Origin of the sequence: Mesorhizobium sp. CAU 1741, from assembly GCF_039839275.1 — a bacterium.
Taxonomy (GTDB): domain Bacteria; phylum Pseudomonadota; class Alphaproteobacteria; order Rhizobiales; family Rhizobiaceae; genus Aerobium.
Window position 1 is genome coordinate 364,829 of sequence record NZ_JBDOQP010000005.1, and the last position, 22,946, is coordinate 387,774.

Annotated in this window: 15 protein-coding genes; 4 read left to right on the top strand and 11 right to left on the bottom strand. The window is 65.7% G+C overall.

Annotation, left to right across the window (positions count from 1 at the left end; translation table 11 throughout):
• Window positions 1-19 precede the first annotated feature (19 nt).
• Window positions 20-733, top strand: a complete 714-nt coding sequence (locus AAFN84_RS20705; RefSeq protein ID WP_347516589.1) for a FadR/GntR family transcriptional regulator — start codon at window positions 20-22, stop codon at window positions 731-733.
• Between the two features lie 5 nt (window positions 734-738).
• Here the strand turns inward: AAFN84_RS20705 and AAFN84_RS20710 are convergent, their stop codons facing one another.
• The gene (locus tag AAFN84_RS20710; RefSeq protein ID WP_347516590.1) at window positions 739-1,371 is read right to left on the bottom strand and encodes an SGNH/GDSL hydrolase family protein; all 633 of its coding nucleotides are present in this window, start codon (window positions 1,369-1,371) and stop codon (window positions 739-741) included.
• A gap of 65 nt (window positions 1,372-1,436) precedes the next feature.
• Here AAFN84_RS20710 and AAFN84_RS20715 point away from each other — a divergent pair, with 65 nt between their 5' ends.
• Window positions 1,437-2,444: an aldose epimerase family protein gene (locus AAFN84_RS20715; protein WP_347516591.1), complete on the top strand. Its 1,008-nt coding sequence runs from the start codon at window positions 1,437-1,439 to the stop codon at window positions 2,442-2,444.
• Window positions 2,445-2,456: 12 nt separating this feature from the next.
• On the opposite strand, the gene lhgO is transcribed toward AAFN84_RS20715, so the two are convergent.
• Entirely contained in the window at window positions 2,457-3,638 is a 1,182-nt protein-coding gene (gene lhgO / locus AAFN84_RS20720; RefSeq protein ID WP_347516592.1) for an L-2-hydroxyglutarate oxidase, read from the bottom strand.
• Between the two features lie 329 nt (window positions 3,639-3,967).
• On the opposite strand from lhgO, the gene AAFN84_RS20725 reads away from it, so the two are divergent.
• Entirely contained in the window at window positions 3,968-6,928 is a 2,961-nt protein-coding gene (locus AAFN84_RS20725) for a DUF4214 domain-containing protein (RefSeq protein ID WP_347516593.1), read from the top strand.
• Here the strand turns inward: AAFN84_RS20725 and AAFN84_RS20730 are convergent.
• Genes AAFN84_RS20730 through AAFN84_RS20760 form a run of 7 tightly spaced genes read right to left on the bottom strand, consistent with a single transcriptional unit; the run spans window position 6,925 to window position 15,967 of the window.
• The gene (locus AAFN84_RS20730) at window positions 6,925-8,358 is read right to left on the bottom strand and encodes a mannitol dehydrogenase family protein (protein WP_347516594.1); all 1,434 of its coding nucleotides are present in this window, start codon (window positions 8,356-8,358) and stop codon (window positions 6,925-6,927) included. The two genes, AAFN84_RS20725 and AAFN84_RS20730, sit on opposite strands and share 4 nt — an antisense overlap.
• Window positions 8,355-9,770, bottom strand: coding sequence for a glucuronate isomerase (uxaC, locus tag AAFN84_RS20735; RefSeq protein ID WP_347516595.1), 1,416 nt, complete (start codon window positions 9,768-9,770; stop codon window positions 8,355-8,357). The genes AAFN84_RS20730 and uxaC overlap by 4 nt, the downstream gene beginning before the upstream one ends.
• Entirely contained in the window at window positions 9,767-10,981 is a 1,215-nt protein-coding gene (gene uxuA, locus AAFN84_RS20740; protein WP_347516596.1) for a mannonate dehydratase, read from the bottom strand. Before uxuA ends, uxaC begins: the two co-directional genes overlap by 4 nt.
• On the bottom strand, window positions 10,978-12,003 hold the full coding sequence (locus AAFN84_RS20745) for a Gfo/Idh/MocA family oxidoreductase (protein ID WP_347516597.1): 1,026 nt from the start codon (window positions 12,001-12,003) through the stop codon (window positions 10,978-10,980). Before AAFN84_RS20745 ends, uxuA begins: the two co-directional genes overlap by 4 nt.
• Complete coding sequence (locus AAFN84_RS20750; RefSeq protein WP_347516598.1) at window positions 12,000-13,028, bottom strand: Gfo/Idh/MocA family oxidoreductase; 1,029 nt, start codon at window positions 13,026-13,028, stop codon at window positions 12,000-12,002. Before AAFN84_RS20750 ends, AAFN84_RS20745 begins: the two co-directional genes overlap by 4 nt.
• A 16-nt stretch (window positions 13,029-13,044) precedes the next feature.
• The gene (locus tag AAFN84_RS20755; RefSeq protein ID WP_347516599.1) at window positions 13,045-14,922 is read right to left on the bottom strand and encodes a TRAP transporter large permease subunit; all 1,878 of its coding nucleotides are present in this window, start codon (window positions 14,920-14,922) and stop codon (window positions 13,045-13,047) included.
• A 10-nt stretch (window positions 14,923-14,932) separates the two neighbouring features.
• On the bottom strand, window positions 14,933-15,967 hold the full coding sequence (locus AAFN84_RS20760; RefSeq protein WP_347516600.1) for a TRAP transporter substrate-binding protein: 1,035 nt from the start codon (window positions 15,965-15,967) through the stop codon (window positions 14,933-14,935).
• A 134-nt stretch (window positions 15,968-16,101) separates the two neighbouring features.
• On the opposite strand from AAFN84_RS20760, the gene AAFN84_RS20765 reads away from it, so the two are divergent.
• Complete coding sequence (locus tag AAFN84_RS20765; RefSeq protein WP_347516601.1) at window positions 16,102-16,818, top strand: GntR family transcriptional regulator; 717 nt, start codon at window positions 16,102-16,104, stop codon at window positions 16,816-16,818.
• 44 nt (window positions 16,819-16,862) lie between these two features.
• On the opposite strand, the gene AAFN84_RS20770 is transcribed toward AAFN84_RS20765, so the two are convergent.
• Both AAFN84_RS20770 and AAFN84_RS20775 read right to left on the bottom strand, forming a co-directional pair.
• On the bottom strand, window positions 16,863-18,599 hold the full coding sequence (locus AAFN84_RS20770; protein ID WP_347516602.1) for a methyl-accepting chemotaxis protein: 1,737 nt from the start codon (window positions 18,597-18,599) through the stop codon (window positions 16,863-16,865).
• A gap of 545 nt (window positions 18,600-19,144) precedes the next feature.
• Window positions 19,145-22,564 (bottom strand): VCBS domain-containing protein, encoded by a 3,420-nt coding sequence (locus AAFN84_RS20775; protein WP_347516603.1) that lies wholly within the window; start codon window positions 22,562-22,564, stop codon window positions 19,145-19,147.
• Between the last annotated feature and the right edge of the window lie 382 nt (window positions 22,565-22,946).

The window sequence follows — 22,946 nt, forward strand, 5'->3', positions numbered from 1 at the left end:
CGAGGGAGGAGAACGGCACATGGCGGCAGAACCGGAAACGACGCGCAAGGCGGCCGGCACGCTCAGCGACCAGGTCTACGAGCAGATCTATCAGGCGATCAGCCACGGCTACTGGAAGGTCGGCGAAAAGATGCCCACCGAGGTGGAACTTGCCGAGCGCTTTGGCGTCTCGCGGCCGGTGCTGCGCGAGGCGCTGATGCGGCTGCGCATCGACGGCGTTGTGGAAAGCCGCCAGGGCGCCGGCACGCGGGTGGTCAGCGCGCCGAGCCGGTCGGTGATGGAATTCGCGGAGCCCGGCAGCATCGCCGACTTGCAGCGCTGCTACGAATTTCGTGTCGGCGTCGAGGGCGAAGCCGCCTTCATGGCCGCCGAGTGCCGGTCGGAAGCGCGCATCGCGGACATCGCCGAGGCACTGGAAAAGCTGCTTCCTTCCGGCGAGGAGCAGGCGCTGCCCACCGCCGACCACGACATCGCCTTCCATGTCGCCGTCGCCCGCGCCACCGAAAACAGCTACTACGCCCAGACGATCGAGGCGATTACCCAGGCGCTGCACGTCGGCACCCGCATTGCTCGCGTGCTGTCGCACTGGTCGGAAGACCACCGCCGCGACATGCTTCATACCGAGCACAAGCGCATCTACGATGCGATCGCGGCCGGCGAGCCCGAACAGGCGCGCCAGGCAATGCGGGCGCATATCGAAAGCGCGCGGCGGCGCGTCTTTCTCGGCCAGTAGCCGTGTCAGCCCAGGAAGGCGCGAACCGGCTCGACCAGCGCGGCACCGATGGCGCTGGTGTTGGCGGCATCGAGATGCACGCCGTCCGAACCATGCGCCGTGGCTACGCTCGCCGCATCGAAGAAGCCGCAGCCGCCGGCCAGCGCCAGGGCGCGATAACCCTCCGCCAATTTGTGCGATTCCGCCACGCTGCGGCCAGAGGCCGGCCCCTCTCCGCCGAAGCAGGGCGTGAAATGCGGTGGCGAGACGATGAACACGGCCGGCGCCCGCATGCCCCAGGCGTAGGGGAAGCTGCGCACGATCTCGACCAGCCGCGCCATGCCGGCGACGGCGCCATGCGCGGTGGGGCAGATCTGCGCCTTCAGGTCGTTGGCGCCGAGCATGATGACGACGAGATCGAGCGGCGAATGCGTCGCCAGCAGCATCGGCAGGGCCTTGGCGCCATTGCGCTCGAAAGCTGCGGCGTGGTCGTCGAACACGGTGGTTCGTCCGCCCAGCCCCTCCGGGACGACGCGGTGGCCCTGCCCCAGGCCGGCTTCCAGCACGCTCGGCCAGCGGTGCTCATAGGCGTGCCTGCCGCCGCCATCCGGATTGGTGCCCCAGGTCAGGCTGTCGCCGAAGGCCATCACCGTGCGCATGATAAATTTGTCCTTTCGATTGACAAACAAGCACTAGCGAAACCCGACCCGGGCGGCAATATCGGATGAACCTCACGCTCTTCGGAACCATGCCGGAAGGAACCCCGGTCTACGAAGCGGTGCTGCGGAGCGGGCCGTTCACGGCGAAGATCATCGGCTGGGGCGCGGTGCTGCGCGACCTTCGCATGGCGCTGCCCGAAGGCCCCCGCCCGCTGGTGCTCGGCTTCGAGCGTCTGGCGCATTATCTCGACCATTCCCGCAACCAGGGCGCCAATGTCGGGCGCTATGGCGGGCGCACCCGCGACGGCCGGCTGGTGATCGACGGGCAATCCTTCCCGCTCAGCCGTAACCTCGACGGCCGCCATCACCTGCATGGCGGCTTCAACGGTCTCGGACGACGCAACTGGACCTTCCTGGAGGTGACGCCGTCTTCCACGACGCTCGAAATCCACTCTCCGGATGGCGACGAGGGCTATCCCGGCAATCTCGTCTTGCGCTGTCGCTACGAGCTCCACCGATGGGGCCTCGGCGTCGAACTGGCGGCAACGACCTCGGCGCCGACGCCGGTCAACATCCTGCATCACAGCTACTTCAATCTCGATGGCGAGGGACAGATCGCCGGCCACAGCCTGCAGATCGAGGCCGAGAATTATCTGGAGTTCGACGCCGAAGGCCTGCCGACCGGGCGCCTGCTGCCTGTCGCCGGCAGCGCGCTAGACTGCCGTTCGCCGCGCCTGCTCGTCGCGGATGAGCGCATCGACGCCAGTTTCGTCGTTGCACCGCGTCCGCTGGCAACCCCGGCCCACGTCGCGACGCTTCTGGGAAGCCGGCGAGATCTGCGCATGCATGTGCGCACGACCGAACCCGGCCTGCATGTCTATAACGGCTTTGCCGCGGCCGCTCCCGTGCCGGGGCTCGACGGTCGCCCGCATCTTCCGTCGTCCGGCCTGTGCCTGGAAGCCACGCGGTTCAACGATGCCGTCAACATTCCCGCGCTCGGCGACGTCATCCTGCGCCCCGGCGAGACCTATCGCCAGGAAACCCGGTTCGCCTTCGAGCCGGCCCCTTCCTGAGGCGCCATCCTCTCAGTCGAACTTGCCGGCGATCATCCGGCCGATGGGGATCGCCGAGGTGGCGGCGGGCGATGGCGCGTTGCAGACATGCAGGACGTTGCCGGATTTGCGGAACAGGAAGTCGTGCACCATCGTGCCGTCGCGCATCACAGCCTGGGCGCGGATGCCGGCCCGGTATGGCAAAAGGTCGTCGAGTTCGAGCGACGGGCAGTATTTATGGCATTTTTCGAGATAGCTCGCCTTGAAAGCCGAATCCTTCATCTCGCCAAGGCCGGAGCGCAAATTGCGGCCGATCAGACGCCAGAACCCTGGAAAGCGTGCGAAGCTGGCGACGTCTGCGATGTCGAGCGCCAGCTTCTCGTAACCCTCGCGCGCCAGCGCAAGCACGGCATTGGGTCCGACGGTCAGGCTGCCGTCGATCATCGGCGTCAGGTGGATGCCGAGGAACGGCAGCGCGGGATCGGGCACCGGATAGATCATGCGCCTGACCAGTGCGCGCTTTTCCGGCCGCACGGCGTAATATTCGCCACGAAACGGCACGATGCGGAAATCGATGTCGACGCCGGAGGCGGCGGCCAGCCGGTCGGCCTGCAGCCCGGCGCAGGCGATGGCGTGCCTTGCCTCCCATGCCTGCCCGCCGGCGACGACGCGCACATGGTCGCCGCGCTCCTCGATCCGATCAACCCGGGCGCTGCGCACGATCTGCCCGCCCTGCTTTGCGATCACCGCGCCCATGGCACGCGCGACCGCGCCATAGTCGACGATGCCGGACGCCTCGACCAGCAGTGCGCCGAGCCCGACGATGCCCGGTTCCAGTTCGCGCAGTTCGCCGCCGTCGACCCGCCGCAGCGCGATGCCGTTCTTGCGCGCATTGGTTTCCAGCGCGCCGAGGCGGTCGAGCTCCATCCGGTCGGTGGCGACGATCAGCTTGCCGGGAACGGCAAAAGGAATGCCGTGCTCAGTGCAGAAGCGCTTGGTCGCTACCTCGCCCTCGCGGCACAAAGTCGCCTTGAGACTGCCCGGCGCGTAATAGACGCCGGCATGGATGACGCCGCTGTTGTGGCCGGTCTGGTGGCTGCCGAGCGCGTCTTCCTTCTCGACCAGCACCAGCCGCGCACCCGGCCGCGTCTCCAGCACCGCCATTGCCGTCGCCAGCCCGACGATGCCGCCGCCGACGATGCAGAAATCATACATGCCCATCCCCGATCCAGTCCGCGCTCAGTTCATCCGAACTATTCGCAAACCTGCAGGGGCCGCAAGACGTGAGGCTCAAGTCGTTTGATTTCGCGCTTTCATATCGACGGGCGATTGTCGGTTTGTAAAATACACTTGCATTCTGAAAACATTGTGCAACATTGATTGCGGACTGGCCACAGCCTGGGGAGGGCAGGCCGCTCAACACAGATGCGGAAAACGTTGCGTTCACGCTGGTCGTAAGCCGGCGGGGGTAGGCGTGTGTTTGAGACAAGGCCGGCGGTGCGCATTCGCATGAACTGGCCCAGTGGCAGGGTGGGAGTTTCTACATGGCGACGATCCAGGGCATCTATCTCGCATTGTTCGGCCGTCCCGCCGACCCCGCAGGTCTCGCCTTCTGGGAGGCGGAGACCAATGGCGGTACCGACCTGTCAGCGATGATCGGTGCGCTGACGGGCACCGACGAGTTCATCGGCCGCTTCGGCGAGGACGCATCGCCCTCGGTGGTCGTCACCGCCATCTACCAGTCGCTTTTCAACCGCGATCCTGATCCGGAAGGGCTGGCCTTCTTCCTCGAGCAACTGGAAAGCGGCGCGCAGACGATCGAATCCATCGCCGTCAACGTGCTCGATGGCGCGCAAGCCGCCGACCTCGACACCGTCAACGCCAAGATCGCGGCTGCGAACCTGTTTACCGAGCGCCTGGACCTCGATGAAGAGGTCGAGGCCTATGTTGGCGACGACGCAGCCCAGGTCGGCCGCGACTACATCGAGAGCATTGACACTGCCAATCTCGGCACCGAAGGCAACGCCGACGTCGCGATCCTAGAGCTGTTCCCCGACGAGGGTCAGAACCCCGGCGGCGGTGGGGGTGGTGGCGGTGGAGCCGGCAACACGCAGGCGCCAGTGGCACTCGACGTCTCCTTCGGCGAGATCGGCGCAGGCGTCGACGTCTTCGCCAGCGCTGCCGACCTCGTGGGCAGTTTCGCCACCGATGCCGACAGCAATCTCTCGGCGTCGTCGCTGACGTTCCTTACCGCCAGCGTCGGCGGGGTCGAGATGAACCTTGCGGATGCCGGCTTCAGCTTCACCGCTGGCAGCGGCGATGCCGGCGGTCTCGGACTGACGACCGAGGGGATCGCGGCCTTCGCCGGCCTTGCCGACGGCGAGATCATTTCGGTCGAGGTAACGTTCGAGGTCAGCGACGGCACGTTCTCCGATATCGGAACGCTGAGCTACCAGGTGGTCGGCGGATCGCTCGACTACGATGTTGCGCTCGACGTCGGAGGATCGGGCGCCGGAAGCCGATCGACTTCCGCCACTGCGGAGGAGGGAGAGACCGAGATGGGCGTCGCCGTTGGCGGCGCGATATCTCTCGCGGACGCGTTCGGCGCCATCGATTTCACCGAGGCTGCGGCGGACAGCTACGCCGCGCTTGTCGACATCGACGGGCTGAATCTCGCTATCGCGGTCGCGGAAGATGACTCGGCGGCGACCGCGACAGCCACCAATCAATCGACGGCGATAGCAGAGGCCACGAACCTCTCCGATGCCACCGCCGCCGCGGTTGCCGCCTCGAAAGCGACCGCCACGGCAAGTCACAATTCCATCTCCAGCGCCCAGGCTTCGGACAATTCGGAGGCCAGCGCCACCGCGTCGGCCGACAGCACCGCAGAGACGGTTTCTGTTGACGCGTCGGATTCCACTGCCGTTGGCCTGAATGACGCCGATGCCTTTGCAGGCAGCGCCGGCAGTTCTTCGTCGACCGCGACAGCGGAGGGTGGCGAGGCTGGGCACAGCGATGCCTCCGCGATTTCCTTCGACAATTCTACAGCGACAGCAACTGCCGAAGGCAACTCGGATGCTACAGCTCTCGGCACGGAGAGTTCGGAGGCCATCGCCTTTGCGACTATCGATTCGTCCGCCGCCGCATCGGCAGATGCGGCTTCCGTGGCGAACGCTGTCGCTGGCGATGACTCACGAGCGACAGCGAATGCTTCTGAGGAGAGCGACGGGCTGGCCTTCGCTGACGACAGCTCGGTCGCCAACGCCAGCGGGACGAATGGAAGTTCGGCCTCGGCGACGGCCGAGGGCAGTTCTTCGGCGGCGGTCTCTTCGGACGGGAACAGCACCGCCACTGCGTCGGCAAGCGATGGGTCGGCGGCAGACGCGCAAGCGACCGATGAGTCGGTGGCATCCGCTGAAGCCACCGAGTCATCGGTATCCACGGCGGTCGCGGACGATCTCTCCGCCACGTCCGCGAACGCACTCGACAGTTCAGCGGCAACGGCGTTTGCGGCAGGCGAGTCCGCAGCGGATGCGACCGCATCTAACAGTTCGGTATCGAGTGCCGTGGCCTATCTGCAAGCCGTCGCGAGAGCCTTCAGCAGCGGCAATTCGGATGCGCTGGCAGTGGCGCAGCAGGGCTCCGCCGAGGCGACCTCCAATGTATCAAGTTCGGCGAGCAGCGCCGCCGGCAACGGCGCCAACGCGAAGTCGACGGCGGACACCAGCTCGACAGCGGTCTCGGTCGCGGCGCATGACGGCGATGTGGTGGCGGATTTTCATGCTGTGAGCGACGCCGCTGATTCGTCGGTCGCACTGGCGCTGTCGCTCGATGGCGCGCTGGCCGAGGCGCTGGCCGAGAACGGGTCGGCCGCGCGCGCGGCCAGCGATCTCGGGGCGATCCTCATCGATATCAGCGGCAACCAGGCACACAGCTCCGAGACCACGGGCGGCGAAACCTGGGAGTTCATCGGCGATGACGGCTACGATCTCAAGCTGCTGATCGCCGAGATTACCGGCCATGTGACCGTATCGAAGGCAGTCCTTTCCGATGTCGCTATGAATGCGATCACTGAGTACGAGAACGGCGTATCGGGGCTATCCGATTATCGCCCCGTGGTGGAACGCTTCTTCACCGACCCAGACGAGGAGCAGATCATCACCGTGGGGGTCAACGATCCGGAGGTGGTGGAGGGAGAAATCCTCACCTTCACCCTGACGCGCGACGACAGCGACCTGTCGCCGATCACGGTTTCGTTCTTGCGCTTTGGCGATGCGGAGGCAGCGATCTACAATCCCAGCCCGAATGAGGGTGACGACTATACCGGGCCACGCAATGTCTCGTTTCCGTCCGGGCAGACATCGGCCACGGTTGCCTTCCAAACGCTCGTTGACGCACTGGACGAGGGCACGGAAAGCGTCGTCATCTATCCCTACATGATCGGCACGGAGCTAATCGGGATCGGTCTCGGCTCGATCGCCACCGGCTACATTACAGAGGCCTAGCCAGCCCCTCCCCGCAACAACTCGTCCAGCCGCGTCGCCACTTCGCGGCGCCAGTCCGGGCTTGCGCGGAGCGGTTGCGGGAACAGGCCGGGCAGGTCGATCAATGCGGCGGCGATCGTGTCGGCGGTGCGCGGGGTTTGCGCCAGTGCTGCGGCGATGTCGGTCTCGCGCGGGTCGCGCAGCGCGTAGGGCGTGCCTTGTGCATCGACGCCCAGCGCGTAGCGCATCCAGGCGGCGGTGGCGCGGGCGAAGGGCCGCCACTCGCCGCCGCTTTCCAGCATCTCGGCCGCCGGCTCGAAGATGCGCGGCGGCAGCTTCTGGGTGCCGTCCATGGCGATCTGGTAGGTGCGGTGGGCGATGGCGCGGTTGGCGATGCGGGCCGCGAGATCGTCGGCATAAGGCGATAGGTCGACGCCTGGCACCGGGTCGAGCGTGGCGGCTGCGCAGGCCAGATGCGCGCGCGCGGCTGCCGCGATCGCCGGATCGGCCATCGCGTCGCGCATGAATTCGTGCCCGGCGACGAAGCCGAGATAGGCGACGAGCGAATGCGTGCCGTTGAGCATGCGCAGCTTCATTTTCTCGTAGGGCGACACGTCGGCGACCATCAGCGCGCCGGCGGCTTCCCAGTCCGGCCGGCCGGAGGCGAACCGATCCTCGATCACCCATTGCGCGAACGGCTCGGTCTCCACCGCCGCCTTGTCCTGCCTGCCCGTCAGGTGCTGTGCATCGGCATAGGTGGTGTCGGTGCTGGCCGGCGTGATGCGGTCGACCATGGTCGAGGGGAACGGCACGTTGGCGTCGATCCACGCCGCCAGATCGCTATCGCGGAGGGCGGCGAAGCCGACGACCAGCCGCCGCAGCACCGCGCCGTTCTCCGGCAAATTGTCGCATGACAGCGGCGTGAACGGCGCGATGCCGGCCGCGCGCCGCCGCGCCAGCGCCTCGACGATCAGCCCGCCCGCGCTGCGCGGATTGTCGGGTTCGGCGAGATCGGCGGCGACGTCCGGGTGGCCGGCGTCGAGGTCGCCGGTGGCGGCATCGCGCGGATAGGCCTTTTCGGTCAGCGTGAGACTGACGATGCGGATGGCGGGGTCAACGAGCCGCGCGAGGATTGCCGACGGCGGATGGGCGGCGACGATCGAGCCGACCACCCTCGCCTGCGTCGCCTCGGCGTCGCGCACCAGCAGCGTATAGAGCCCGTTCTGCGCGCTGAGAATATCGACCGTGTCGCGGCTGCGCAGGCCGGCGGTCTCGATGCCCCAGTCGCCGCCGGCGTGCGCGATGGCGGTGTCGGTGTAGGCCGCGAGATGGGCGCGCATGAAGGCGCCCGGCCCGAGATGGAAGATGCCGGGACGAAGGCTCGCGCGGTCGTAGCCGGGCGCCTCCACCGTGTCGGGCAGGCCCTTGGTCGTGGTCAGCGGCGTCGTCACAGGTGGTAGGCTCTCTTTGCGGCGTGATAGCTCATGTCGGCGGCCAGGTCCCCGGCCGCACTTTTCGACAGCCGGTGGTCGGCGACCAGCCGGGCGAGGAAGCCGCAGGCCTCGCGCCGCCAGACGTCGTGGCGGGCCGGGATCGACAGCAGCGCGCGGGTGTCGTCGTTGAAGCCGGCGAGGTTGGCGAAGCCCGCCGTCTCCACCACCCTGTCGAGATAGCGGCGGATGCCTTCCGGGCTGTCGTGGAACCACCAGGGCGGCCCGATCATCAGGCACGGCCAGTAGCCGGCCATCGGCGCGAGCTCGCGGGCATAGGTGGTTTCATCGAGGGTGAAGACGATGACGCGCAGGCCCGGCGCGTCGCCATGGCGGTTGAGCAGCGCGTCGAGCTCGCCGACCCAGTCGGCGCGGCCGGGCATGTCGGCGCCCATGTCGCGCCCGCGCTGCGCGAAGATGGCGCGGTCGGTGTTGCGGCGCGAGCCGGCATGGATCTGCATCACCATGCCGTCCTCGACGGAAAGCCCGGCCATTTCGGTGAGCATCTGGGCGCGGAAGAGTTCCGCCTCGGCCGGCGTCAGCGCGCCCGCAACCGCGCCGTCGAGCAGGCGCTGCTTTTCCGTGTCGCCGAGGTCGGCGGTCATCGGGCTCGGCACGCCATGGTCGGTGGCGGTCGCGCCAAGGCGGCGGAAGTCGGCGCGGCGGCGGCGATGCGCCTCGATCATGCCGGCCCAGCCGAGCACGTCGGTGCGCGTCATCTCGCCCAGCGCCATGAGGTCGGCGCGGAAACCGGGCGCCTGCGGGTCGGTCACGGCATCGGGGCGATAGGTGGTGCGCACGCGCCCGATCCAGCCATCCTCGGCCAGCCTGCGATGGTGGTCGAGCGGGTCGAGCGCGCCTTCGGTGGTGGCGATGGTCTCGACGCCGAAGCGGTCGAGCAGCGCGCGCGGGCGGAATTCCGGCAGCGCGAGCTGCGCGTTGATGTGGTCGTAGAGCGCGTCGGCGTTGCCAGCTGTCAACTTTTCCTCGCAGCCGAGCACGGCCGACATGGCATGGTCGACCCACAGGCTGGACGGCGTGCCGGCATAAAGATGGTAGTTGCGCGCGAATGTGCGCCATGCCTGACGCGCATCGGCGACCGGCCCGCCATCGGCGCGCGCCACGCCGAGATCGTCATAGGCGACGCCGACGCTGCGCATCATGCGCAGCAGGTAGTGGTCGGGCGTCACCAGCAGCGCGGCGGCGTCCTGGAAGGCTTCATCCTTCGCGAACCAGGCCGGGTCGGTGTGGCCGTGCGGGCTGACGATCGGCAGGTCGCGGACGGTTTCGTAGAGGTCGCGCGCGATGGTCCGCGTGCCGGGCTCGGCCGGCAGCAGGCGGTCGGGGTGCAGGATGCCGTCGCCGACGCTCATATGCGATATGCTCCCGTCGCCGCCAGCGCGCGCTCGACGCCGCGCAGTTCGGCCAGCCCCTTGAGGCGGCCGACGATCGGGTAGCCGGGCTGGGCCCGCCTGCCGAGGTCGTCGATGATGTCCTGACCATGGTCGGGACGCATCGGGATCTCGGCATCAGCCCGGCCTTCCCGCCGCCGCCTGTCCTCCTCGCGCAGGATCGCGCCGATCAGCGCGACCATGTCGGTGTCGCCTTCCAGATGTTCGGCCTCGAAGAACGATCCGGCAATCGACTGTCCGTCGCGCTTGACGTTGCGCAGGTGCAGGAAGTGAACCTTGGGCGCGAACCTGTCCATCATCGCCGGCAGGTCGTTGTCGGGCCGTGCGCCGAGCGAACCCGAACACAGCGTCATGCCGTTCGACGGGCTGTCGACCGCACCCAGCACGGCGTCGTAATCCTCGGCGGTCGACATGACGCGCGGCAGGCCGAGAAGCGGAAACGGCGGGTCGTCGGGATGGCAGCACAGGCGGATGCCGGCCTCTTCGGCGACCGGGACGACCTCCGTCAGGAAGTCGATGAAATGGCCGCGCAGGCGCTCCGACGAAACCGCGCCATATTCGGCGAGGTGCTCGCGAACGCGGCCAAGGTCCATCGTCTCGGTCGAACCCGGCAGGCCCATGGTGATGGCGTCGCCCAGCGCCTTCCTGGCGCAATCATCCATGGCGGCGATGCGGCGTCCCGCTTCATCGGCCACCTCCGGCGCGAAGTCCTGCGCGGCGCCGGGGCGCTCGAGAATGTGGATGTCGAAGGCTGCGAAATCCATGATGTCGAAGCGCATGCAGGTGGCACCGGACGGCACGCGCCAGCGCAAATCGGTGCGGGTCCAGTCGAGCACCGGCATGAAATTGTAGCAGACGATCTCGATGCCGGACGCGGCGAGGTTGCGCAGCGACTGCTTGTAGGCATCGACATGGGCGCGCCAGTCGCCCTTCTGCTTCTTGATGTCCTCGCTGACCGGCAGGCTTTCGACAACGTCCCATGTCAGCCCCGAAGGCGTGCCGTCGGAGCGCCGCGCCACCTCGGCGTGGCGATTGTCGATCTCCTGGCGCGTCCACACCGCGCCGTTGGGCAAATGATGCAGCGCGGTGACAATGCCGGTGGCACCGGCCTGGACGATGTCCTCGATCTTCGCCTGGTCGCCGGGACCGAACCAACGCCAAGTGTGCTTCATCGCATGCCTCCGCCGCGCCGCGCTGCAATCTGAGCCTCGATGGCCAGTCTCGTCACCTTCAGGGCGTGGCCCTGCGGCATGGCGGTCGCCGCACGTGCGCGCACGTCGTGCAGGAATTTTACGAAATAGGTGAGCGTTTCCGCGCTGGCGTCGATGTGGCGTACGCCGTCGCGATTGGAGAGAAACACATGATCGGTGCCGGGCCGGCCGGCAATGTCGATATATTTGCGCAGTTCCAGCGTGCCTTCGGTGCCGAGCAGGAACAGCCTGCCGTCGCCCCAGGTCGGCAGGCCGTCGGGCGTGAACCAGTCGACGCGGATATAGCCGGAGGCGTCATCGCTGCGCAGCAGGATCTCGCCGAAATCCTCGAAGCCGGGGATGTCCGGCGTGCCGCGATTGGCGACCGAGCTCGCGACGAGCTCGGCATCGCCGGCTCCGGTGAAATACAGGAACTGGTCGATCTGGTGCGAGGCGATGTCGACGAGGATGCCGCCGAACGCGTCGTTGTCGAAGAACCAGCCGGGGCGGATGGCGCGGTTCAGCCGGTGCGGGCCGAGCCCCACGGTCTGGATGACGCGGCCGATTGCCCCTTCGGCGACGAGGCGCGATGCCGCCTCGCAGGCGCGCACCACGAAGCGTTCGGAAAAGCAGATCGAGAAGATGCGCCCGGTCTCGCGCGCCGCCTGCTCGATGTCGGCGACCTGATCGAGGCTGGTGGCGCCGGGCTTGTCCACCATGACGTCCTTGCCGGCGCGCATCGCGCGCACGGCGATCGCGGCGCGGTCGCGCGGGATGGCGGCGCAGACGACGATGTCGATCGACGGGTCATCGAACAGCGTGTCGCGGTCGACGGCCCGAAGCTGCGGGAAGCGTTCGCGAAAACCGTCCATGACGCGCGCGTCGCTGGTCTGCGGGCAATAGCCGGCGCATTCGGCGCCCTCGGCGATGAGTTCGCCGACGAGGTGGTAGATGTGGCGATGGTCGAGGCCGATGGCCGCAAAACGCAAGGGACGATCGCTCATGACGCAATCCTCACGGCCGAACCCGTGCGCCCGGTCTCGATCAGCGCGTCGATGAGGCGGTGCACGCGCAGCGCTTCCTCGCCGGTGACTTTCGGGTCGCGATCCTCGCGGATCGCCTGGGCGAAGTCGGCCATCACGGCGCGGTGGTAGTCGTGCGGGAAGGCCATCGGGTCGGCGCCGGTGCCGCCGGCCGAGCGGTCGGGCTCGATCGCGATGCGGCGCCCGTCGTGAAGCTGCACCAGCAGTTCGGTGCCGCGCAGAAGCGCGGTGCCGTTCTCGCAGGTGAAGATGATTTCCTCGAGAAAGCCGGGATAGGCGGCGGTGGTGGCGTCGATGGTGCCGATCGCGCCATTGGCGAAGCGCGCGGCGGCGCACACCATGTCTTCCGTTTCCATGCGGTGCACCGGCGTGGTGGCGGCAAACCCCGTCACCGCCTCGATCGGCCCGGCGAGGCTCATCATCAGGTCGAGCGTGTGGATGCCCTGCGAGATCAGCACGCCGCCGCCGTCGCGGGCAAACGAGCCCCTGCCCGGCTCATCGTAATAGCTCTGCGGCCGCCACAGGCGGATGATGGTCGAGCACCCGACGATGCCGCCGAGTTCGCCATCCGCCAGCAGTTGCGCCAGCTTCATGCCGGCCGGGCGGAAGCGGTGTTGCAGGACGACGCCGAGCTTGACGCCGGCATCGCGGCAGGCGGCCACGAGCTGCTCGGCGCGCGCCGTGGTGATGTCGAGGGGCTTTTCCATCAGCACGTGCTTGCCGGCGGCCGCACATTGCATGGCGATGTCGCAATGGGTGTTGGCCGGCGTGAACACCGCCACCGCCTCGACGCTGTCGTCGGCGAGAATGGTGTCGAGGCTGTCGCACAGCGGAAACGGAAACCGCTCACCGAAGGCGCGGCGGCGCGGCTCGCTCGGGCTGAAGGCGTGCACGACCTCGATGTCTTCGGCAAGATCCATCAGGCCGCGAGCGTGCGGCGTGACGGCCATGCCCAGACCGATGATGGCGATGCGTGTCTTTGTCACTGCGTAGTCTCTCTGCTCAAGGTCCGAACCAGCTTACCGGCAACAGCGTCAGCGCGGGCACGAACGTGACCAGCAGCAGCACGCCGATCAGCGCGAGCACGAAGGGTATGACGGCGCGGAACGTCTCGGCCTGATTGGCGCCGCCAACGCGCGCGGTGGTGAAGACGAGCACGCCGAGCGGCGGCGTCAGCGCGCCGATCACCAGGTTCATGACGATGATGATGCCGAAATGCACCGGGTCGACGCCGGCGGCGACGGCGAGCGGCACCAGGATCGGCACGAGGATGACGAGCGAGGCGATCATCTCCATGAACAGGCCGACGACGAGCAGGAACAGGTTGATCGTCAGCATCAGCAGCACCGGCTGAGACACCAGCACGCTGAGTTCCTGGGCGATCTTCTGCGGCACCTGCTCAAAGGCCAGCACCCAGGCAAACGGCGCGGCGGTGGCGATGATGATGACGATGACGACGGTGTCGAACACCGCCTCGCGGATGGCCTCGACGAGATTGGCGGCGGTGAGCTTGCGATAGAGCAGCGCGCCGCACAAAAGCGCGTAGATGAACGCGATGGCGCCGGCCTCGGTGGCGGTGAAAACGCCGAAGCGCACGCCGCCGACGATGATGACAGGCAGGATCAGCGCCGGGATCGCCAGGCCGAGCGACGACATGCGCTGCGACAGCGACGTCTTTGGGATGTCGCCGCCGAACCCGCGTATCCGGGCCACGACATAGACCACGATCATCAGCGCGGCGGCGACCATCAGCCCGGGCACGATGGTGGCGACGAAGATCGCGCCGACCGACACGGAGGCGAGCGCGGCGTAGATGATCAGGCCGAGGCTCGGCGGTATCAGGTTCGCCAGGATCGACGAAGCGGCGGTCAGCGCGGCGCTGAACGGACGGCTATAGCCGTGCCTGGCCATTTCCGGCACCAGCAGCTTGGCGATCGTCGAGGCATCAGCGGTCGAAGACCCTGAGATGCCGGCAAGCATGGTGTTGGTGACGACGTTGGCTTGGCCGAGGCCGCCGCGCAGATGCCCGACGAGTTGCATGGCGAGGTCGACCAGCCGCGGCGTGATGCCGCCGGCATTCATCACCGCTGCCGCGAGGATGAAGAAGGGAATGGCCAGAAGCGTGAACGAATTCAGCGATGCCGCCATGTTCTGCGAAATCGTCACCAGCAGGATCTGGCTGAACGGCGCGAAGGCCGCGAACGCCCCGAAGGCAAGCGCGAAGGCGACCGGCACGCCGATCACGATGCCGACCATGCCGACCAGCACGAGCACGATGGCGCTGCCGCTCTCGCCATAGAGGCTCGAAGCCCCGTAGCGGATGGCGAGATAGATCAGCGCGCCGCCGACGAGCACGCCGACGCCCTGCATCAGGCTGCGGCCGGCCTTGGGCCACGCCAGGAAGACGAGATTGAGCGCGCCGCCGACGGGCACGGCAAGGAAGAAGTATTTCATCGGCCACTGCAGGGCCGGCGACGCCGCGATGGCGCGGTTGACGTAGTCCATGCCGTGGACCAGCAGCATGATGCTGGCCGCCGCCATCACGCAGCGGTTGAAGAACTCCAGCGCCGAACGCGGCCGGTGGGGCAGCAGGCGCAGCACGACGTCGATCGAGATGTGGGCTTCACGCCCGGTCGCCACCGCCATGCCGATGAACACCGCCCAGGCGAACACCCAGGTCGCGAATTCCTCCGGCCATGGCAGGCCGGAATTGAACACGTAGCGCAGCACGACCTGCAGGCACGAGACCGATACGGCGGCCAGCATCAGTCCGATGCACAGCACTTCCAGCACACGGTCCAGGACCAGCAGGGCGCCGGTGTTCGGCGTCCCCGAAGCCGCACCTTCCGGCGCGGCTTCCACCTCGGCATTGGCATTCATGATTCCGCTCTCAGCCCAGCGCCCGGATCTGCTTGATCATCTCGGCGGTTTCCGGGCTCTTGGAGCCGAAATCGTCGTAGAGCTTCGCGGTCTTCTCTTCCATCTTGGCGAGCTCTTCGGCCGGCAGCGACTGGACGTTGACGCCGAGGCCCTTCAACTGCTCCAGCGTGTCGGAGGCCATAGAACGGTTGACGCGGCGCTGCTCGGCAAAGGCTTCCTTGGCCGTCTCGCGGAACATGGTGCGCAGGTCCTCCGGCAGGCTGTAGAGCCAGGCGGCATTGACGCGCACCGCCTTGGGCAGGAACCAGTGGCCGGTCAGCGTCAGGTTGTTGGCCTGCTCGTTGAACTTGAAGCCGACGATCGAGAAGACGTCGGAGTCGATGGCGTCGATGATGCCGGTCGACAGCGCCGAATACTGCTCGCTGTAGGGCAACGGCGTCGGCGCGGCGCCGAGCAGCTCCCAGAAGTCGACCCAGATGCGCAGTTGCGGCACGCGGATCTTGACGCCGGCAAGGTCGTCGAGCGACGCGACCGGGTTCTTCGACAGGATGTGGCGGAAGCCGGTCTCGCCATAGGCGACGAATTCCACGCCGGTCTTTTCGCGGGCGATGTCGGAGCATTTCTGGCCGAGCTCGCCCTGGAGCACGGCGTCGACATGCGCCTCGTTCTTGTAGATGAAGCCCGGCGCACCGCCGAAAGCGGCGATTTCAGGCGCGATCGCCTCTTCGGAATCCGGACCGGCCGTGGTGACCTGGATGGTGCCGATGCGGCTGCCTTCCAGCGCTTCGGCAAGGCCGCCGAGCTGGGCCGCCGGGAAATGCTGCGCGTCGATGCGGCCTTCGCTGCGCTCGTTGAGGACCTTGGCCCACGCGTCGAACGCGTTGGTGATCGGCGTGCCGATGCCCTCTGTATGGGCGATCTTGCAGACGAACTTTTCCTGCGCGAAGCCGTGCTTCGCGATTGCCGGCAATGCCAGCGCGGTCGCGCCGGCCTTGATGAACAGGCGGCGGTTCAGTCCCGGCCGAAGCCCGGTTTTCGCTTCCATCGTAGCATCCTCCCTTGGTGCCTGTGGGTGCGGTGCCTGATCTCCCCCAACACTTGCGGTATGGCACCATACCGGTATGATACAGCCTGTGATTTTGTTGACAAGCGCCAATCTTGCTGACACGAGCAAAAACCATGGACGCGCCGCTTCGCCTCAAGGATCCCATCGCCCCGCAACTGGTCGGCCTGTTGCGGCAGGCCATCGCGCATATGCGCCTGCGGCCCGGCGAGGCACTTTCGGAAAAGGACATCGCGGCGCGCTTCGGCGTCTCGCGGCAGCCGGTGCGCGAGGCGTTCATCAAGCTGTCGGAAGCGGGGCTGGTCGAGATACGTCCCAGCCGCGGCACCTTCGTGATGAAGATTTCGGTGCGCGAAGTGGCCAATGCCCGCTTCGTGCGCGAGGCGATCGAAAGCGACATCGCCCGGCACGCGGCCCGGTTGGCGACGGCGGACCACATCGCCAGTCTGCGCGCGTTCATCGTCGAGCAGAAGCTGGCGGCAGCAGACGCCGACTACCAGCGCTTCAACGATAGCGACGAGGCGTTTCACCGCGCCATAGCGGCCATCGTGCAGAGCGACTATGCCTGGCGCATCGTCGAGGCGGCGCGCTTCCAGACCGACCGCGTGCGGCTCTTGTCGCTGCCCGACGCCTCACCCTTGCCGCTGCTCATCGAGCAGCACGAGGACATTGTCACGCAACTGGAGCGGCGCGACGCGGAAGGTGCGGCCACGGCGATGCGGCGGCACCTTCGCGAAATCCTGCGGGCGCTGTCGCAGATCGCCCAGGACCATCCCGAGTTCTTCGCCGACACCGAACTGCCGGACCACACGAGGGACCTCGTGCCGTCCTGAAGCACCTCCGCGCCACATCGGGGCGCGGAGAAGGCGATGGCCGGTCAGGCCGATTCGCGATACTCGATCTCTTCGGGCTCGTCCCTGGCCGACTTGTCGGCGAAGGCCTGCGCCCTGCCCTGCTGGGCATGGACCGACTGCGCCGCCTGGGTAGGCTTCCTGGTGTCCGCCATGTCGGTGCGGAAGAAGGCGATCGACGCCTGCAGTTCCTCGGCCTGCGCGGCGAGTTCTTCCGAGGTCGCCGACATTTCTTCCGAGGCACCCGCGTTCTGCTGCGTGACCTGGTCGAGCTGCTGGATGGCCTCGTTGATCTGGCTCGACCCGATGTCCTGCTCGCGGCAGGCCGCGCTGATCTCCGAGACAAGCTCGGCGGTCTTGCGGATGTCGGGCACCAGACGCGTCAGCATCTCGCCAGCCTCGGTCGCCACGGCAACGGAATCGCCCGAGAGTTCGCCGATCTCGGTTGCCGCCGTCTGGCTGCGTTCGGCGAGCTTGCGGACTTCCGAGGCGACGACGGCAAAACCCTTGCCGTGCTCGCCAGCGCGTGCAGCCTCCACCGCCGCATTGAGCGCCAGCAGGTCGGTCTGCCGGGCGATCTCCTGCACGATGCTGATCTTGTCGGCGATGGTGCGCATAGCATCGACAGCTTTGCCGACCGCCTCGCCGGAGGCTTCCGCATCCTTGGACGACTGGCGCGCCATCTTCTCGGTCTGGGCGGCGTTGTCGGCGTTCTGCTTGATGTTGGCCGCCATCTGCTCCATTGACGACGACGCCTCTTCTGCCGCCGATGCCTGCTCGGTCGAGCCTTGCGAAAGCTGTTCCGAAGAAGACGACAGCTCCTGGCTGCCGCCCGAGACGTTCTCGGACGCGGCCGCCGCATCGCCGACGACGGAACGCAGCCGCTCGACCATGCTTTCCAGCGCCTGGCCCAGCGTGTCCTTGTCCGACAGCGGCTTCGGCTGCACGGTGAGGTCGCCTTCGGAAATCTTGGCGGAAATCTCGGCTGTGTCGCGCAGGTTGGCGGTCATCGTGTTGACGTTGTCGACGAGGTCCTTGATCTCGTCGTTCGTGGTCACCTCGACCTTCTGGTTGAGGTCGCCGATCGACACCGCCTTGGCGAGCCCGATCACCCTGGTCAGGCCGCGATTGATGCCGAGGCCGATCCACAGCGCGATCGCGATGCCAGCAACCAGCGCGATGCCGGTTACGGTGAGGACGATGGCGCGGGTCGTCTCATACTGCGCGTTGGTCGCCCGGTCGGCTTCCACCATGCGCTGCTTGTTGGCCTGCACGCGGGTGTCGACCAGCGCCTCGATGGCGTCGATGATCGGCCGGCCCTCCTGGCGCACGAGGCTGACGGCAGCGGCGATGTTGCCGCTTCTGGCCATGGTGCGGATGCGGTCGTCGACATCGACCAGCCGCGCGAACTGCGCGCGCACGTCGTCCCATTCGCGCGCCGCCGCGTCGGAGCCGGAATTGTCCTGCAGCCATTGGACCGTCTCGACGAAACTCTGCCGGTTCCGGTCGCTGACATCGGTATAGGTCGTGCGCTCGGCCGCCGTCTCCGCATTGGCGAGGTTGAGCTGGGCGCGCGCGATGCGCAACTGGTAGTCGCTCAGGTTCTGGGCGCGCTCCAGCCGCGCGGCGGGCCCCTGCACCATGTTGGTGACGGCCGTGTTGAGGTTCGACAGGCTGTAGATGCCGTAGCCGGCGGTAATCGCCAGCATCAGGATCAGCAAGCCGAACCCCAGCGCGAGTTTCATCTTGATGGTAAAGCGCATTTTCTTGCCCTCATAGGAAGATCGTCGAAAGACGAATCGCGGCGAGCCGGGTCACGGCACGTCGATGTTTGCGAAGATTGTCCGTAGACCGGGATTTTTCAGCAGCCATGCGCCCCGAGGGCCGGCATGACATTCCGGAACTTCCATCACTGTCCGTTTCACTGACGTGCCGGTGCTACGTCGCGTGTGCCCAGCCCGTCAGCGACGGGCCGGCCGATGGTCATTCGGCCGAACGCACGGCGTCATGCCGCGTATGCAGGTGGGCAAGGAATGATGGCGCAAACGCCGACACGCGACGAAAACGATCCGCCGCGCCGATGGATCGACCTGATCCTGACTGATCAAGCCCAAGTCGATCCTCTCCGGCCCCCGCCCCGAGATGACCATAGGCTAGGTGACTTAGCGTTAACAAATTACTTAGCGTGAGTAATTTTAGAATGCGGGAATATGACGGAGTGCTTAAGAAGGCCGGGACTCAACGCAGGAAAGGGGCGGCATTGAAGCCGCCCCTTTCCGACAATCGATACTGGCCCGAAGGCGGCGCGCTACGCGTAGATGATATTGTTCTCGAGATCGAGCGGGCTGCTCCCGATCAGTCGGATCTGCATTTCGTAGCCGCTGAGGTCGGCACCCGAGGGCGGAGCTTCGCCCACGGTATTGATGTAGAGACGGCTCTGGTTTGTGCCGTCGATCGTTTCGTAACGCAGGTCCTCCGACGTCACGCCCGCCAGTCCGGAGAGATCGATCATATCCCAGAGAGGTCTAAAGAAGATCTCGTCGATCAATACGCCGTCGTCAGTATCATCATTCTGGCTGTCGGAGGCATCGTTGTAGATGAAGGTGGCAGAGTATGATCCCGAAAGCAACGCTACGTCACCTAGTCCGCCACCCGTGAAGCTGAGATCCGCCGTGATGTCGCGGACATCATCGTAAGAACTTGTGCCCACCACGACCAAGGGCTGACCATCGGTGGTGGGAATGTCTCGCATCCAGACGCCAAAATCGACCGCGGATGCCGCGTTATTTATGAACTCGGCTCCACTTAGGAACGTACTGTCGTAGAACTCGTAAGCCGAGTAGCCAGTGGATGCAGCATTGCCGCGAAACTGCGCAATGGAGCTTGATTCTTCGTATAGGAACGCTACTTCGGTGAAATTTTCGGCAACATTGTCGACTACGATTACACCCTCGGCACCCAGCGCTGATATACTGTATTGCACACCATCGATTTTGTTGGCATCAATCGTTGTTCCCACCGAAGCAAACGAATAGATGCCGTACAGCGGGCCATCTTCGGCTAGCATGTCATCATCAAGCTCGGGCGTTTCTCTCCCAACGGCGAAGATCTGGTTGGATTCCAGCACAAGATCCCTGTTTTGACCTTCCGAGATTCCATAATCGACGCCGGAAAGGTTGAGAATTGTGTTGCCCTCGACCCGTCCAGTCACTTCAAACAGTTCCATCCCGAAGAAGCCGAAGTTGCCGTCAACATCTCCGGCAACAATCACATTGTTCTCGATGGTAACGTCGGCGCCATAGGCCGCGACTCCGTAGAACCCGGTGTCCTCAATGGTGGAGTTGGTCAGCGCAAAGGGACGGAGACCCTCGAGGTAGCCTTCAGCAAGACCAGTGTCCTCATATGCGTTAAACACAAGCACGCCGGACTGCCAGGCCTCGGATGCGGGGTCTTCATCGCTGATCCGTATCACCCCTACGTCATCAACCGTGCCTGACGCGCGCACATATCCTATGCCCGTGAAATATGGTGCGTCGGTCCCCTGCCCACCATTGGCGGCGGCGCCATTGTTGTCGCCATCGACGGTAACGCCCGAGATGGTGACGTTCATCGCATCAACGGCCTGGACCACGGCGAACACGTCGTCGCTCGATGCGCCAGCCTCGTAGATGGCGGTGGCAGTCTTGACGACGTCTTCAGGCGCGCGAATGATCACCTGGTCGCGACCAACGCCTCTCAGTTCCAGATCGTCGATGTCGTCGATGACGACCTGCTCGACATAAGTGCCCGCGTTGATCTGGATCGTCGTCGGGGCATTGCGTGCATCGGCGGCGTCCACGGCTTCCTGGATGGTCTGATAGCGGCCGATGGATTCATCGGTAGCCTGTGAACCATCGACGGTCAGGTCCGCCGGTCCTACTGTTTCGACGACCACCTCGACCGTCCGGCTGGATGATTCATCGATGCCATCGGATGCGCGTACGATGAGTTGGTAAGTTCCTTCCTCGACTGGCTCCATGAGGGTGATCGTGCCGTCCGCGCCTACTGCAAACGGCGCCGGACCCATCACGAGGTCGAACGTGAGTATCTCGGAGTCGACGTCGGTTGCGAGGATCGTGCCGACCGCGCCGGCTGCGCCGTTGCTGCTGAACGACTGTCCCATCGTCACCACCGGTGCATCATTGTAGCCGGTGACGTTTATGGTAACCATCCCCTGCGCGGAGCCGCCCTGACCATCGACGATGTCATAGGTGACGATGGCGGTAGCCTCCTCACCTTCTGCGAGGTGGTCGACATCCTCTGTGCGGATTGCGAGGCGGAAGTCAGGCGTGATCTCATAGCCAAATTCGGAATCTTCGAAGACCGCCTCGACGTTTTCCACCGCGAGAGTATCTCCATCTGCGTCGGTGGCGGTCCAGAGCAAATCCACCGAATATGAGTTGAAGAACTCATTCTCCAGGATTCCGACCGTGATCGGCCCAGTCACCGGCGCGCGGTTGAAGTCGTAGCGCACGGCGCTGTCCAGCACCTCGAGCCAGCCGCCGTCCTGGGAACCGATCGGGTCGGCGTCCTCCCAGTCCCAGCCAAGATAGACGATTTCGCCCTGCCCCTGCTTGATCGTGGCGACGGTGGCGAATTCGCCGATGTCGGTCTCGTACATGACGATTGAAGCTTCGGGCAGGGACCCGATATCGATGCCGCTCATCGCCGTGTTGCCCAGAAGGGTGGCGGGATCGTCGGAGAAACTTCCGGACGCGTCATCGGTCTTCGTCGAGGCGCCGACGTCGAATTCCTCGGTCAGGTTGAGACCGAAGATGTCATTGACGACGCCCACACCGCTTTGGTCGGTCGGCTCGTCGCCGTGGATGATGAGCCGTCCGCCATTGTTGACGAAATCCTCGATCACCTGCTTGGCTTCGTCCGAAAGGTCATTCGCAAGAACGCCTGCAACAGAGCTCGTTTCCTGCTCGGGCAACAGCAGCACGTCCTTGCCGGCAAGCGCGGCTTCGAAGGACGCAGCCGACAGATCGACGACCGTCGATACCTCAAAGCCCCTTGCCGCAAGACTTGCCTGGACGTTCGTGGATTCCTCGCCGACGCCGTCTTCGCCGGAGTCGACGTAGTCCGAATTGTCGAACACCACGACCTTGAGCGGCTGGTCCGGAGGTGGATTGTTGTTGCCGCCGCCGCCACCGCTGGGACTGCCGCCGCCCTGCGGGTCCTCGAACAGCAGCAGGATATTCTCGTCGGTCAGTCCTTCTCCGGCGGGATTGTCGGCATCGACGCCGGCAAGGAAATTCACACCGACCTCGGCCGCGTCCATGCCGACATAGGCCTCGACCTCGGCATCGAGATCGAGGCGCGCGGTGAACAGGTCTGCGGCGTCGAGCTTGGCGTCCAATGTCGCCAGGTCGGCGCCCTGCGCGCCGTCGAGAATGTTGATGGCGATCGTCTCGATCGTCTGACGGCCTGCCTCCAATTCGCCCAGGAAGAAGGCGAGCCCGTCTGGCTCGGCATCGCGGCCGAACAGCGACAGGTAGATCCCGTTGATGATCGCCTCGTTCGACATGCCGTCGAAGCGGAGCGCGTATTCCTCGGTGCCGGTCAGCGTGCCGATCATCGCGCTCAGATCAGCGCCGCCTCCCGTCTGCTCTTCCCAGAAGGCCAGCCCGTCCGGATCGGCCGGCCGGCCAAACAATGCAACATATACGCCCTGAATCTTCGCCATACTCAATTCCACCCTGCCTGGTCGGCTGCTGCGAGCCCGCGGGCTTCAGCGCCGTTTGTTGCCAAGATACGACTCACCCGCGCCGGCTCACGGCCAGCGGGATCGTCCTGGTTCACACGTCATGATCGGCGGCCTGGTCCCATGCAGTGGCCGCGTTCGGCTACACTTGCATGTAATTTTCAGATTGCAAGCGACTTAACGATACGTAAACCATTTTTCGGGAAGGCAGTCGTTTTGCGATGAGCAAGAAATGCGAGGACACTGGCGCAAAGCCCGACGGAAGGACTTCTTCAAGCCATTGTTTTCGTTGTTAAACAGAGACCTTTTGCAGGCGGCAACCAGCCATTCCGCGCGGCGCAGCCATCGCGGTTAACCATTTGCT

Coding starts and splice junctions, on each gene's coding strand:
- AAFN84_RS20705 (WP_347516589.1), top strand. CDS start 20: ATGGCGGCAGAACCGGAAACGACGCGCAAGGCGGCCGGCACGCTCAGC.
- AAFN84_RS20710 (WP_347516590.1), bottom strand. CDS start 1,371: ATGCGCACGGTGATGGCCTTCGGCGACAGCCTGACCTGGGGCACCAAT.
- AAFN84_RS20715 (WP_347516591.1), top strand. CDS start 1,437: ATGAACCTCACGCTCTTCGGAACCATGCCGGAAGGAACCCCGGTCTAC.
- lhgO (WP_347516592.1), bottom strand. CDS start 3,638: ATGTATGATTTCTGCATCGTCGGCGGCGGCATCGTCGGGCTGGCGACG.
- AAFN84_RS20725 (WP_347516593.1), top strand. CDS start 3,968: ATGGCGACGATCCAGGGCATCTATCTCGCATTGTTCGGCCGTCCCGCC.
- uxaC (WP_347516595.1), bottom strand. CDS start 9,770: ATGAGCGTCGGCGACGGCATCCTGCACCCCGACCGCCTGCTGCCGGCC.
- uxuA (WP_347516596.1), bottom strand. CDS start 10,981: ATGAAGCACACTTGGCGTTGGTTCGGTCCCGGCGACCAGGCGAAGATC.
- AAFN84_RS20745 (WP_347516597.1), bottom strand. CDS start 12,003: ATGAGCGATCGTCCCTTGCGTTTTGCGGCCATCGGCCTCGACCATCGC.
- AAFN84_RS20755 (WP_347516599.1), bottom strand. CDS start 14,922: ATGAATGCCAATGCCGAGGTGGAAGCCGCGCCGGAAGGTGCGGCTTCG.
- AAFN84_RS20760 (WP_347516600.1), bottom strand. CDS start 15,967: ATGGAAGCGAAAACCGGGCTTCGGCCGGGACTGAACCGCCGCCTGTTC.
- AAFN84_RS20765 (WP_347516601.1), top strand. CDS start 16,102: ATGGACGCGCCGCTTCGCCTCAAGGATCCCATCGCCCCGCAACTGGTC.
- AAFN84_RS20770 (WP_347516602.1), bottom strand. CDS start 18,599: ATGCGCTTTACCATCAAGATGAAACTCGCGCTGGGGTTCGGCTTGCTG.
- AAFN84_RS20775 (WP_347516603.1), bottom strand. CDS start 22,564: ATGGCGAAGATTCAGGGCGTATATGTTGCATTGTTTGGCCGGCCGGCC.